The 12159-nt window shown below is 71.5% G+C and carries 12 protein-coding genes; 9 read left to right on the forward strand and 3 right to left on the reverse strand.

Annotated features, from left to right (window positions below):
* The first annotated feature begins 139 nt into the window (after positions 1-139).
* Positions 140-694, forward strand: coding sequence for a hypothetical protein (locus tag J5Y10_RS16970; RefSeq protein WP_209375213.1), 555 nt, complete (start codon positions 140-142; stop codon positions 692-694).
* Between the two features lie 48 nt (positions 695-742).
* Here the strand turns inward: J5Y10_RS16970 and J5Y10_RS16975 are convergent, their stop codons facing one another.
* A complete protein-coding gene (locus tag J5Y10_RS16975) occupies positions 743-1396 on the reverse strand; it encodes a helix-turn-helix domain-containing protein (protein ID WP_209375214.1) in 654 nt (217 codons plus the stop codon).
* A 106-nt stretch (positions 1397-1502) separates the two neighbouring features.
* Here J5Y10_RS16975 and J5Y10_RS16980 point away from each other — a divergent pair, with 106 nt between their 5' ends.
* The 7 genes from J5Y10_RS16980 (at position 1503) to obgE (ending at position 8969) form a co-directional block, all read left to right on the forward strand.
* Complete coding sequence (locus tag J5Y10_RS16980) at positions 1503-3002, forward strand: M81 family metallopeptidase (RefSeq protein WP_209375215.1); 1500 nt, start codon at positions 1503-1505, stop codon at positions 3000-3002.
* Positions 3002-4588, forward strand: coding sequence for an ABC transporter substrate-binding protein (locus J5Y10_RS16985; RefSeq protein ID WP_209375216.1), 1587 nt, complete (start codon positions 3002-3004; stop codon positions 4586-4588). Before J5Y10_RS16980 ends, J5Y10_RS16985 begins: the two co-directional genes overlap by 1 nt.
* A gap of 4 nt (positions 4589-4592) precedes the next feature.
* On the forward strand, positions 4593-6068 hold the full coding sequence (locus J5Y10_RS16990; protein WP_209375217.1) for an amidohydrolase family protein: 1476 nt from the start codon (positions 4593-4595) through the stop codon (positions 6066-6068).
* Positions 6068-6997, forward strand: a complete 930-nt coding sequence (locus tag J5Y10_RS16995; RefSeq protein ID WP_209375218.1) for a CobW family GTP-binding protein — start codon at positions 6068-6070, stop codon at positions 6995-6997. The genes J5Y10_RS16990 and J5Y10_RS16995 overlap by 1 nt, the downstream gene beginning before the upstream one ends.
* A gap of 281 nt (positions 6998-7278) precedes the next feature.
* Positions 7279-7593: a 50S ribosomal protein L21 gene (gene rplU, locus J5Y10_RS17000; RefSeq protein ID WP_209375219.1), complete on the forward strand. Its 315-nt coding sequence runs from the start codon at positions 7279-7281 to the stop codon at positions 7591-7593.
* A gap of 29 nt (positions 7594-7622) precedes the next feature.
* Positions 7623-7892 carry a 50S ribosomal protein L27 gene (gene rpmA / locus J5Y10_RS17005; protein ID WP_209375220.1) on the forward strand — a complete coding sequence of 90 codons (270 nt, stop codon included), beginning with the start codon at positions 7623-7625 and terminating at the stop codon, positions 7890-7892.
* A gap of 72 nt (positions 7893-7964) precedes the next feature.
* Entirely contained in the window at positions 7965-8969 is a 1005-nt protein-coding gene (obgE, locus tag J5Y10_RS17010) for a GTPase ObgE (RefSeq protein ID WP_209375221.1), read from the forward strand.
* On the opposite strand, the gene J5Y10_RS17015 is transcribed toward obgE, so the two are convergent.
* Positions 8966-9712, reverse strand: coding sequence for an SGNH/GDSL hydrolase family protein (locus tag J5Y10_RS17015; protein ID WP_209375222.1), 747 nt, complete (start codon positions 9710-9712; stop codon positions 8966-8968). The two genes, obgE and J5Y10_RS17015, sit on opposite strands and share 4 nt — an antisense overlap.
* A gap of 5 nt (positions 9713-9717) precedes the next feature.
* Positions 9718-10857, reverse strand: a complete 1140-nt coding sequence (locus J5Y10_RS17020) for an OpgC family protein (protein WP_209375223.1) — start codon at positions 10855-10857, stop codon at positions 9718-9720.
* A gap of 22 nt (positions 10858-10879) precedes the next feature.
* Between J5Y10_RS17020 and J5Y10_RS17025 the strand changes: the two genes are divergently transcribed.
* On the forward strand, positions 10880-12100 hold the full coding sequence (locus tag J5Y10_RS17025; RefSeq protein WP_209375224.1) for a methyltransferase: 1221 nt from the start codon (positions 10880-10882) through the stop codon (positions 12098-12100).
* Positions 12101-12159 lie beyond the last annotated feature (59 nt).

A 12159-nucleotide genomic window follows, 5' to 3' on the forward strand; every position in this document is an offset into this window, starting at 1 on the left:
TCCTTGGTCGTGGCACCGGTGGGCCAGTCCCGCCGCATCGTGTTGGCGGGGTCTGTGCCGGGGCGATTACACGGGCCGTTGGCGCCGCGTTTCACCCGGGGCATGACGGAGAAGGCGCTCGATGCAGGTTAGGCCGAGGATGACGTACCCTGCGGGCAGCCTGCTGGCCGTCATGCTCGGCGAGGACGCACCGATCGACGTGCGGCGGGCGGCGCGGCGCCTGCGCTCCGAGCGAGCGCCCGCCCTCGCGGTCGACGACGACATCGCCGCCCTGGCGCGCGGGCTGGCCTCTGCCGAGATGTCGCGCTCGCCCGCCGTGCTGGACGCCCTGCCGCCGCTGTTCTGGCTCGAAGCTCACCGGCAGGACGGGGCGGGTGCGCCTGGGATCGAGGGATGGGTCGTGGAGAGGAAGGGCGGCGGGCTTGCCGTCCGTGGCTTCAGCTTCGTGTCCGGGGATGAGGCCCTGCCCGTGCCGGAGGGGACGGCGACGGTGTCGTTCGGCGCCGATGCAAGGGAGGAGACCGGCTATCTCCGGGGTCTGGTCACGGCCATCTGCCTGCCCGAGATGCTCTCGCAGATGGGGGAAAGTTCGCCCGTCGTGCTGATGCCGGCCGATGCGCCGGAGGAGGAGGCGAGCCTCCTGCGCGGCTTCAGGCTCTCCGTGGCGATGTCGCCAGGGTCTGTGCCGGGCTGAGCCCGCCGCAAGGGGCCGAGACCGCTTTCCGCCGGCCGACCCATCCGCCTAGGAGGACGCCGCGCCGCGCAATCGTCCGCTGAGGAGGGCGATCAGGGCAGCATCAAGGTCCGGGTCAATGCCGGAGCAGACGACAATGGCCCGCGCCGCGCCTTCGCCGGCATTGAGGTAGGCGTGGCCCATGGTGCTGTCGAGGTAGATGCCGTCCCCGGGCTCCAGCAGGTCGGGCTCGTAGAACTCCGTATGCACCTCCACCTTGCCCTCCAGGACGTAGCAGTACTCCTCGCCCGTATGGCGGATGAGGTCGCCGAACTCGGCGATCGAGCGGGCATGCAACTCCGCCATGATCGGGATCATGCGTTTCCGGGCTATGTCGGTGAACTGGTACAGGTACTCGTACCAGTCCGTCCGCAGGCGGCGGCCCCCTCCGGCCCGGCTGATGCTGCGGCGTGCGGTGACGGGGCGGGTGGCGGACGGCGCCTCGAACAGCGTGGCGACGCTGACGCGAAGGCCTTCGCTGAGGGCGAGCAGCTTGTCGTAGGTGAGGGACATCTGCCCGTTCTCCACCTTCGAGAGGGTGGAGATGGCGAGGCCGGAGCGGGCACTGACCTCCTTCAGGGTCAGGCCCTGGGACTGGCGCGCGGCGCGCACGCACTCCCCGAGGGAGGGGCGGCCGGCTGTGAGGTCGGCGGCCTCGGTCATGTTGACGTTTCCGGCAAGGCAGTTTCACTATCGGTCAACTTCGGGCCGATCCTAGGTGCTTCACCCCGGACAGGCCAGGGCCGGAAGGGCGGGGGAGTGCGGGAGCATGCGGATCTTCATCGCGGGCCTTGCGACGGAAACCAACACCTTTTCCCCCATCCCGACGGGCTGGGCCGGCTTCAAGGAAGGGCGGATCTGGTTCCGCAACGACGGCAGCCGGAACCCGCCCGTGGCGGGGAACGTGCCCCTCATCACCTGGCGCCGCATGGCCGAGGCGGATGGGCACGCGGTGGCGGAGAGCATCTGCACCTTCGCCCAGCCTGCCGGCACGACGCTGCGGCATGTCTACGAAGGGCTGCGGGACATGCTGCTTGAGGACCTGCGGCAAGCCGGGCCGGTGGATGTCGTGCTGCTCTTCATGCACGGCGCCATGGTGGCGCATGGCTATGACGACTGCGAAGGCGACACGCTGGCGCGGGTGCGCGAGGTCGTCGGGCCGGCCGTGAGGATCGGGATCGAGCTGGACCTGCACTGCCATCTGACGGAGCTGATGCGGACCAGCGCGGATGCCATCATCACCTACAAGGAATACCCGCATGTCGACATGGCCGAGCGGGCGGAGGAACTCTACCTCCTCTGCACCCGCGCGGCGCGGGGCGAGGTGAGCCCGGTCACCGCCTATCACGACTGCCGCATGGTGAGCATGTGGCGCACGCCGACCGAGCCGATGAAGTCCTTCGTCGCGCGCATGCAGGCGCTGGAGGGGAGGGACGGCATCCTCTCCGTCTCCTTCGGCCACGGCTTTCCCTGGGGCGACGTGGAAGAGGTGGGGGCCAAGACCGTCGTCATCGCCGATGGCGACATGGGCAAGGCCCAGGCGCTGGCGAAGACCCTGGCCGAGGAGGTCTGGGCCATGCGGGAGGCGACCTCCACCCGCCACGACACGATCGACGAGGGCATCGACCATGCGCTCTCGGGCGCGCTGGCCGGCACGGGCAGGCCGGTGGTGCTGGCCGACGTGGCGGACAATGCCGGCGGCGGCGCCCCCTCCGACAACACGGCCATCCTGCGCCGGCTGGTGGACCGGGGCGTGAAGGGCGCGGTGATCGGCTGCTTCTGGGACCCCCAGGCCGTGGCCTTCTGCGCTGAGGCGGGGGAGGACGCGAGCTTCCTGCTGCGGATCGGCGGCAAGTGCGGCCCCTCCTCCGGCGATCCAGTGGACCTGATGGTGACCGTGCGGAAGGTCGATCCCGACTTCACCCAGACCGGGCTGAGCGGCGGGCGATCCGGCTTCGGACCCAGCGCCTGGGTCTCGGCGGACGGCATCGACATCGTCCTCACCTCCAAGCGGCAGCAGACCTTCGCGCCCGATGCCTTCACCGGCCTCGGCATCACGCTGGATGACAAGGCCCTCGTCGTGGTGAAGTCCACGCAGCACTTCCACGCCGCCTTTGCGCCAGTGGCGCGGGAGATCCGCTACGTGGCCGCGCCCGGGGCCATCCCGCCGGACTACGCCAACATTCCCTTCACCAAGCGCACCCGCCCCTTCTGGCCCCGCGTGGCCGACCCCTTTGTGCCCACCAACACCCACCCGGAGGCGCCGTGATGCCCGCACCGACCCGCCGCGCCCTGTTGGGCGCCACCGCCGCGACAGCCCTCGCGCCCATGCTCGCGCGGCCGGCCGTGGCGCAGCGCGGCAGCGTGCTGCGCTTCGTGCCGCAGTCGGACCTCGCCGCGCTCGATCCGGTCTGGACCACGGGCTACGTGGTCCGGAACCACGGCTACATGGTCTACGACACCCTCTACAGCATGGATTCCCGGTTCCAGCTGAGGCCGCAGATGGCCGAGGGGCACGAGGTGTCGGATGAGGGCCGGACCTGGACCATCCGCCTGCGCGAGGGGCTGAAGTTCCACGATGGCGAGCCCGTGCGCGCGCAGGACTGCGTGGCGAGCATCCGCCGCTGGGCCGCGCGGGATGGCTTCGGCGCCACCCTCATGGCGGCAACGGACGAGCTCTCGGCGGTGGATGACCGCACGCTGCGCTTCCGGCTGAAGGCGCCTTTCCCGCTGCTGGCGGAGGCGCTGGGCAAGCTTTCCAGCCCCGTGCCCTTCATGATGCCGGAGCGGTTGGCCCGGACCTCGCCGCAGGAGCAGATCCGGGAGGCCGTGGGCTCCGGCCCCTTCCGCTTCCTCAAGGACGAGTGGGTGGCGGGCAGCCAGTCCGTCTACACGAAGTTTGACGGCTACGTACCGCGTAGCGAGCCGGCGGACGGCGCCGCGGGCGGCAAGCGCGTCTTCCTCGACCGCGTAGAGTGGAAGGTCATCCCCGATACCTCGACGGCCGTCTCGGCGCTCTCCACCGGGCAGGTGGACTGGATCGAGAACGCCTCGGCCGACCTCCTGCCGGTCCTCCGCCGCTCCCGCGATGTCACCGTCACCACCCGCGATCCACTCGGCGTCTACGTGCTGCTGCGCTTCAACCACCTCTACCCGCCCTTCGACGACCTGCGGGTGCGCCAGGCCGTGCTGCAGGCGGTGAACCAGCCGGACTACCTGCAGGCCATGGTGGGCGACGCCTCCCTGTTCAGCGAGTGCAAGGCCTTCTTCCCCTGCGGCACGCCCCTTTCCTCCGGCGCCGGCGGAGAGGTGATGCAGGGCAACATGGCCAAGGCGCGGGAGCTGCTGAAGGCCAGCGGCTATGATGGCCGCAAGGTCGTCATCATCTCCCCGACCGACATGCCCTTCCTCGCACCGCTCGGCGACGTGACGGCGGACCTGTTGAAGCGGCTGGGCATGAACGTGGAACTGGTGGCGACGGACTGGGGCACGGTGCTGTCGCGCCGCGCCTCCCAGAAGCCGCCCGAGGAGGGCGGGTGGAACATCTTCCACACTACCGCGGTCGCGCCGGAATTCATGAGCCCCGCCTCCCACCTCGCGCTCCGCGGCAATGGCCGTGCGGGCTGGTCGGGCTGGTTCACCGACGAGAAGCTGGAAGACTTGCGCAACACCTGGCTGCGCACGGACGGCGAGGCCGCGCAGAAGGCAGTGGCGGCCGACATGGAGCGCGAGGCCTTCCAGTCCGTGCCCTATGTTCCCATCGGCACGATCCAGCAGCCCACCGCCTATCGGAAGAACCTGCAGGATGTGCTGCCCGGCACCGCCCCGGTCTTCTGGAACATGCGCAAGGCCTGAACCGATGCACGACCTCATCCTCCGCAACGGCCGCCTGCTGGACCCCGAGACCGGGCTGGACGCCACGGGCGACGTGGCCGTGCGCGACGGCCGAATCGTCGCGACCGGACGGGTGGAGGGCGAGGCGGCGCGGGAGATCGACGCCGCCGGCCTCTGCGTGGCGCCAGGCTTCATCGACCTGCACGGGCACGGCCAGTCCATCCCCGCCGATCGGATGCAGGCCTTCGACGGCGTGACCACCTCGCTGGAGCTGGAGGTGGGCGTGCTGCCGGTGGATGCCTGGTACGGGAAGCAGGCGCGCTCCGGCCGCGTGCTGAACTACGGCACCGCCGTCGCCTGGGCTTTCGCCCGTATCGCGGCGATGAGCGGCCTGGAGCCCGAGCCGGAGCTGGGCTTCATGGGGCGTGCCACGCGCGAGCGCCGCTGGATGGAGGAGGTCGCGACGGACGCCGAGGTGGCGGAGGTGCTGCGCCGCGTGCGGGAGGGCCTGGATGAGGGCGGCATCGGCATCGGCCTGCCCAGCGCCTATGCCCCCGGCACCGGCGTGAAGGAGATGTCGCTGGTCTGCAGCCTGGCCGCGGATCGCGGCGTGCCGACCTATACGCACATCGCCTACATGTCGAACGTCGACCCGAAAAGCTCCATCGAGGCCTATACCCGGCTCATCGGCTATGCCGGCTCCACCGGCGCGCACATGCATATCTGCCATTTCAACAGCACGAGCCTGCTGGACGTGGAGCGATCCGCGCAGCTGGTGCGGAAGGCGCAGGAGCTCGGGCTGAAGATCACGGTGGAGGCCTATCCCTACGGCTCCGGCTCCACGGTGCTCGGCGCCGCCTTCTTCACCGACCCGGCCTTCCCCGAGCGCACGGGGCGCGACTACGGCGCGGTGCAGATGGTCTCCACCGGCCACCGCTTCACCTCGCGGGACGAGCTGGTGGCGGCGCAGCGGGAGACGCCGGCCTCCCTCGTGCTGTTCCACTTCCTCGACGTGGACGTGCAGCCCCGGCACCAGGACCTGCTGGACGTCTCCATTCTCTATCCCGGCGGCGCCATCGCCTCGGACGCCATGCCCTGGACCCTGCCGGACGCCTCCGTCTACACGGGCGAGGAGTGGCCGCTGCCAGCCGACGCCTCCTCCCACCCGCGCTCCTCCGGCACCTTCACGCGCTTCCTGCGGCAGTACGTGCTGGACCGGAAGGCGATGCCGCTGCTGGACGGCATCGCGAAATGCACCCTCATCCCCGCCCGGGTGCTGGAGGAGAGCACGCCGCAGATGCGCCGCAAGGGCCGCCTGCAGCCGGGCTGCGATGCCGATATCGTGGCCTTCGACCCGGAAACGCTGCGGGACCGCGCGGACTTCCGCAACATGAACCGCGCGGCGGAGGGCATGCGCCACGTGCTGGTGAACGGCACCCCGATCATCGCCGACGGCGCGCTGGAGACCACGGCACGGCCGGGCCGCCCGGTCCGGCGCTGATGCCCGTTCCCGTCCTGCTCGTCACCGGCTTCCTGGGGGCGGGCAAGACGACGGTGATCAACGCCCTGCTGGCGGCGGCGCAGGGCAAGCGGCTCGCGGCCGTGGTGAACGACTTCGGCGCCATCAACATCGATGCCGAGCTGCTGGCGGGCAGTGCGGAGGGCATCGTTGCCCTGCAGAACGGCTGCATCTGCTGTACGCTGCAGGGCGACCTGCTGCGCACCCTGTCCCTGCTGCTGCGGCAGGACCCGCCGCCGGAGGGGATCGTGATCGAGACGAGCGGGGTTTCCGATCCCGCGGAGATCGTCCGCAGCCTTCTGGACCCGGTGATCTGGCGGGAGGCGGCCCTGGACGCGGTGCTCTGCGTGGCCGATGCGCGGGCGCTGGCGGACCGGCCCACGGCGCTGGAGGAGGCGCTGCTGCTCTCCCAGCTGCGCTCGGGCGACTTCATCCTGCTGAACAAGTCCGATGCCGTGACCGCGGACGAGCTGGCAGCCGTGCGCGGGAGGCTCTCCGCCCTGCTGCCCGCGCGGACGGTGCTGGAGACGAGCCACGGTGCCGTGCCCAGGGACCTCTTCTTTAACGAGGAGCCGCCCGAGGTGCCGGATCGGTCGGCGCCGCCCGCCTCGCGCTTCACCACGCCGGGCTTCGAGACCCTGAGCTGGACGGCGGACCGCCCCCTCTCCCCGGCACGCTTCCAACTGGTGGTCAGCCGCCTAGCGCCGCTGCTGGCCCGGGCGAAGGGCGTGCTGCGCTTCGAGGGGCAGGAGAGGCCGATGCTGTTCCAGATGGTGGGGGAGCGCGCGACCTTCGGCGCGGCACCGCCCCCTCCGCCGGGGGCCGCGGAGGTGCGCCTCGTCTTCATCGCCGAGAACGGTCGGCTGCGGGAGGATGCCCTTCGGGCGATGCTGAACGGCTGCTTGGTATGAGGGCACGGGGTTATCGCCGTTGCCGGGCGGCCATGGCGTGGCCTAGGGACCAGGAGTGCCGCTCGCCCTCGGCCCGCGGAATCCGAGCCCCGGCGGCGGCTGGCCCCAGGGCAGGACGTAACCGCGGCGTGAACGGGGGAGGGGAGTGGTTGACTCCCGTGTGACAACCCCGCTATACGCCGCCCCTCATCCGGTGTGGTCCCCCGTCCTGGGCGCGGGCCGCGCCGGTATCTGCACGAGCGCATCTGAACCAGGCCGAGACGAGGCGGACCCGCATCCCCATGACCTACGCAGTGATCCGCACCGGCGGGAAGCAGTACCGCGTGACCCCGAATGCCGTGTTGACCGTCGAGAAGCTCGAGGCCGAGGTTGGCGCGACCGTCACTCTGCACGACGTGCTCGCCCTGGGCGGCGAGGGCGGCCTGCAGGTCGGTGCCCCGACCGTTCCCGGTGCCTCCGTGACCGCGACCGTGCTGGAGCAGAAGCGCGGCGACAAGGTGATCATCTTCAAGAAGCGCCGCCGGCAGAACAGCCGCCGCAAGAACGGCCACCGCCAGCACCTCACGGTGCTGCGGATCGGCGACTTCGCGGCCTGAGCCGGCAGCAAGACCAGGAGATCTGAGAGATGGCTCATAAGAAGGCCGGCGGCTCCTCCCGCAACGGGCGCGACTCCGCTGGTAAGCGCCTCGGCGTGAAGCTTTTCGGTGGCCAGGCCGTGCGCGCCGGCAACATCATCGTGACCCAGCGCGGCACGAAGATGATGCCGGGCCGCAACGTGCTGGTGGGCCGCACCCACTCCCTCCACGCTCTCGTGGATGGGCATGTGAAGTTCGAGCGCAAGGCCGACAACCGCGTGGCGGTCTCGGTGGAGCCGCTGGCCGTCGCGGCCGAGTAAGCTCCCCAGCCCAGCGCTGCGGATCACGGGGGCCGCTCGTCGGCCCCCGTTTTCGTTTGGATTATCTGAACCATGAAGTTCCTCGACGAAGCGAAGGTCTATCTGAAGGCCGGTGACGGCGGGGACGGCGTGATCGCCTTCCGGCGCGAGAAGTACATCGAGTTCGGCGGCCCGGATGGCGGCAATGGCGGCCGCGGCGGCGACGTGCTCGCCCAGGCGGTGGAGGGGCTGAACACCCTCATCGACTACCGCTACGCCCAGCATTTCAAGGCCCGCAAGGGTGGAAACGGCGCGGGTTCGGACCGCACCGGCGCTGCCTCCGACCAGGTGGTGCTGAAGGTGCCGGTGGGCACCGTGATCCTGGCGGACGACAAGGAAACCGTGCTGGCGGACCTGACCCAGCCCGGCCAGACCGCGGTCCTCTGCCGCGGCGGCGACGGCGGCCACGGCAACGCGCATTTCAAGACCAGCACCAACCGCGCCCCCCGCCGCGCCGACAAAGGCTACCCGGGTGAGGAGCGCTGGGTCTGGCTGCGGCTGAAGCTCATCGCCGATGCCGGGCTGGTGGGACTGCCGAATGCCGGCAAGTCCACCTTCCTGGCCGCCAGCTCCGCCGCCCGCCCCAAGATCGCGGACTACCCCTTCACGACCCTCCACCCGCAGCTCGGCGTGGTCCGTCCGAGCGCGACGGAGGAGTTCGTGCTCGCCGACATCCCCGGCCTGATCGAGGGCGCGCATGAGGGCGCGGGGCTGGGCGACCGCTTCCTCGGCCATATCGAGCGCTGCGCGGTGCTGCTGCACCTGATCGACGGCACCCAGGCCGACCCGGCCCAGGCATACCGCACCGTGCGCGCTGAACTGGAGGGCTATGGCGGCGGCCTCTCCGAGAAGCCGGAGATCGTGGCGCTGAACAAGATGGACGCCATGACCCCCCAGGCGAAAACCAGCCGGATCAAGGCCCTGGCGCGCGCCGTGGGGAAGGAGCCGCTGCTGATCTCCGGCGCGACCGGGGAAGGGGTCCCGGGGGTGCTGCGCATCCTGGCGGACACTGTCGCCGCGGCGCGCAAGGCCGGCTAGCGCCGCGCCTCCGCCACGCCGCGGGTGATCATCTCCGCCAGCCCTTCGGCCAGGCAGCGGTTGAGCTTGTCCACCTCCACCACCTTCAGCCCGGGCGGGGCGCGCTCCACATCCACCGTGCCGGCCTCCGCCCAGGCATTCATCAGGGCATAGCGGCTGAAAAGGCCAGTCCCGGTGGCTGCCGCCGCAGCCCGCAGGGCGTCGCGGTAAGACTCCACATCGGCATTGGCGCGCAGGAAGCGCGACCACTGCGGGTCCAGCAGGATCAGGTCGCCGCCGGCCTCCTTCACCCGCTCCGCGCCGTCCTGGATGGCGTCCGTCAGGTCCGCCACATCGGCGCCGCGCACGGTCTCGACGGTTCCGGCCTGCCAGAGGACCAGGGCGCGCCGTCCGTCCGACAGGGCGTCCCGGATCAGGGTGAGGTGCTCGGCCGCCATCGTGCCGCGGGCGCCGCGCACGGCCACCTCCACCCTTGCGCCGGGAAAGGCGCGGGCGAGCAGCACCTGAAGCTGGGCCGGATAGGCGCTCTCCGCCCCGCTGCCGCCGGGTCCGGAGACGCTGGCGGAACCCACCACGAGTACGGGGAGGTTGCCGGCGGAGATCGCGGCGGCGGCGGCGGGCAGGGGCTCGGGCTCGATCAGCTCCTCCGGCGCGCCGCAGGGCGCGGCCCTGGCACCGGTCCCGGCACCGGCCGCCAGCAGCAGGAGGAGGGCAGGCGCGAATCGGATGGCCCGAGGCAGCATCGTCCTCATGGCGTATCGAGCGCGGCCGCGGGCGGCAAGGCCGGCTTCGGCGGCTTCGCGTTGGACCACGCCACCACCGCCGCGATGCCCACCAGCGCCCCGAGCCCGGCGGCGTTGACGCCCAGCTGCATCGCCCAACCCTCCCGCCACTCCAGCGCCAGCCGGCCGAGGAAGGAAAGGAAGATGCCCGCGCAGAACACCGGCAGCCCCTGCTGCCCGATGAGGACGAAGGGCCGGGCGACGGCGCCGCCGAGCCAGGCCGCCCCGCGCGGCACGGCATGGGCGACGAGATAGGCCAGCGCCAGGATTGAGAGCAGGCGGAATGGGTGCAGCGCCGACTTGTCCACCGCGTCCACCACCGTGGCCACCGGCAGGGGCAGCAGCCCGATCAGGTCCCGCCGGAGATAGACGACGAGGGTGGCGGCGAAGGAGAGGACGAGGACCAGCCCGCAGGCCGCACCGATCCAGGGCCGCCAGCGCAGCCCGCCGCCCTCCCGCGCCCCGCCTCCGAGCACCGCCCCCACCGCGAAGAGGAGCTGCCAGGCGAAGGGGTTGAAGAACCACCCGCCCCCCGTCCAGGAGGGAAGGTTCAGATCGCTCAGCCGCGCCACCGCGTAGAGCAGTACGGAGGCCCCGAGCATCAGCCCCGGCCGCCTCAGCAGCGGCAGGGCCAGCGCGAAGAGGCCGAGCACCACGATGTAGAGAGGCAGGATGTTCAGGAAGGCCGGCTGGTAGGAGAGCAGCAGCGCCTTCAGCAGCGCCAGGTATGGCGCGTCCCCGAAGGGGTCGAGGTGCATCTCGTCGAGATAGGCGCTGGCGTCCAGCGTCGTGGCCGAGTACCCGACCTGGGCCGTGAAGACGACGAAGAGGAAGATGTGGGCCACATAGAGGGTGAAGCACCGCCCGGCCACCCGGGTGCCGGCGCGCAGCCAGCCCTCCCGCTCCATCTGGCGGCCATAGGCGATGCCGGCGGCATAGCCGGCCAGCAGCACGAAGACCTCCGTCGCGTCGCAGAGCAGCACGTTGCGGATCGTCAGCCGCCCCAGCACATTGCCGGGCACGTGGTCCACGAAGATGAACCACAGCGCCATCCCCCGCGCGAGGTCCACGCGCAGGTCCCGCCCCCCGCGGATCAATCCTCCCATACCGGCCTTTCCGGAGCCCTACATGCCCCAGCCTAGCACGCCCCAGGACAGCCGTCAGACCGTGCAAGCCCTCGTGCGGCAGGCGGCGGCGCGACAGGCGGTGGGGGACTTCCAGGGCGCCATCGCCCTGTACCGCCGCGCCTTCGTCATCGATCCGGACGAGCCGAACGCGATGCACCTCATGGGGATCCTGGCGCGGCAGATGGGGGAGATGGATGTGGCCCTCGACCTCTCCGGCCGCGCCGTGGCGCAGATGCCGGAGAGCCCCGTCTTCCTCGCGGCGCGGGGCGCCACCCTGGCCGCGGCGGGGATGCTCGAGGAGGCCGTGGAGGTGCTGGGCCGGGCGGTGACGAAGCGTCCGGCGGACGCCATGTCCCGCCGCAACCTCGGCCAGGCGCTCTGCGCCCTGGGGCGGGTTGCGGAGGCGATGCCGCATCTGCGGGAGGCCGTGGCGCTGATGCCGAACGACCCGGAGGCGCAGCTGGCCCTCGCACACGGCCTGCGGGAAGCCGGGGCGCCCGGCGCCGCCGAGGCCGCCCGCCGCGCCCTCTCCGCCGGGGGCGACGTGGCGGCCCAGGCCCGCTTCCTCCTCGCCTCCCTGGGGGAGGGAAGGGCGCCGGCGAAGCCCTCCGCCGCCTATGTGCGGAACCTCTTCGACAACTACGCGCCGCGCTTCGAGGCGGAGCTGACGGGCGCGCTGGGCTACCGCACGCCGGAGGCCCTGGCCGCTCTGCTGCGCGGGGCCGGGCTGGAACCGCGGGGGGAGCTGGACGTGCTCGACGCGGGATGCGGCACCGGCCTCTCCGGCCAGGCGCTGCGGCCCTGGGCGCGGCACATGACGGGGGTGGACCTCTCCCCCCGCATGCTCGACGTGGCGCGGACGCGCGGCGTCTATGAAACGCTGGAGGAGGCGGAGCTGGTAGAGTTCCTGGCCCACCACCGCGGCGCCTACGACCTGGTGGCGGCGGCGGACGTGTTGAACTACCTCGGCGACCTCGCCCCGGCGCTGAACGCCATGGCGGCCGCGCTGCGCCCCGGCGGCCACGCCGCCTTCAGCCTGGAGACGGGGCTGGACGCGCCCTACGCCCTCGGCCCGGGCATGCGCTACCGCCACGACCCCGCCCATGTCATCGCCCTGGCCGAGGCCACGCGGCTGGGCCTGGTGGAACTGGAGGACGTGACGCTCCGCGAGGAGCGCGGGGTGCCGGTGGCGGGCACGCTGCTGGTGCTACGGCGGAACTAGGCCGAGGGCTGCACGGCGGCCCCGCTCGCGCTAGGTAACGACATAACGAGGAAAGAGGG

Source organism: Roseomonas indoligenes, from assembly GCF_017813365.1.
Taxonomy (GTDB): Bacteria; Pseudomonadota; Alphaproteobacteria; order Acetobacterales; family Acetobacteraceae; genus Roseomonas; species Roseomonas indoligenes.

What these genes read in the sequence shown, in the direction of transcription:
- J5Y10_RS16970 (WP_209375213.1), top strand. Translation starts at nt 140, where the DNA reads ATGACGTACCCTGCGGGCAGCCTGCTGGCCGTCATGCTCGGCGAGGAC.
- J5Y10_RS16975 (WP_209375214.1), bottom strand. Translation starts at nt 1,396, where the DNA reads ATGACCGAGGCCGCCGACCTCACAGCCGGCCGCCCCTCCCTCGGGGAG.
- J5Y10_RS16980 (WP_209375215.1), top strand. Translation starts at nt 1,503, where the DNA reads ATGCGGATCTTCATCGCGGGCCTTGCGACGGAAACCAACACCTTTTCC.
- J5Y10_RS16985 (WP_209375216.1), top strand. Translation starts at nt 3,002, where the DNA reads ATGCCCGCACCGACCCGCCGCGCCCTGTTGGGCGCCACCGCCGCGACA.
- J5Y10_RS16990 (WP_209375217.1), top strand. Translation starts at nt 4,593, where the DNA reads ATGCACGACCTCATCCTCCGCAACGGCCGCCTGCTGGACCCCGAGACC.
- J5Y10_RS16995 (WP_209375218.1), top strand. Translation starts at nt 6,068, where the DNA reads ATGCCCGTTCCCGTCCTGCTCGTCACCGGCTTCCTGGGGGCGGGCAAG.
- rplU (WP_209375219.1), top strand. Translation starts at nt 7,279, where the DNA reads ATGACCTACGCAGTGATCCGCACCGGCGGGAAGCAGTACCGCGTGACC.
- rpmA (WP_209375220.1), top strand. Translation starts at nt 7,623, where the DNA reads ATGGCTCATAAGAAGGCCGGCGGCTCCTCCCGCAACGGGCGCGACTCC.
- obgE (WP_209375221.1), top strand. Translation starts at nt 7,965, where the DNA reads ATGAAGTTCCTCGACGAAGCGAAGGTCTATCTGAAGGCCGGTGACGGC.
- J5Y10_RS17015 (WP_209375222.1), bottom strand. Translation starts at nt 9,712, where the DNA reads ATGCTGCCTCGGGCCATCCGATTCGCGCCTGCCCTCCTCCTGCTGCTG.
- J5Y10_RS17020 (WP_209375223.1), bottom strand. Translation starts at nt 10,857, where the DNA reads ATGGGAGGATTGATCCGCGGGGGGCGGGACCTGCGCGTGGACCTCGCG.
- J5Y10_RS17025 (WP_209375224.1), top strand. Translation starts at nt 10,880, where the DNA reads ATGCCCCAGCCTAGCACGCCCCAGGACAGCCGTCAGACCGTGCAAGCC.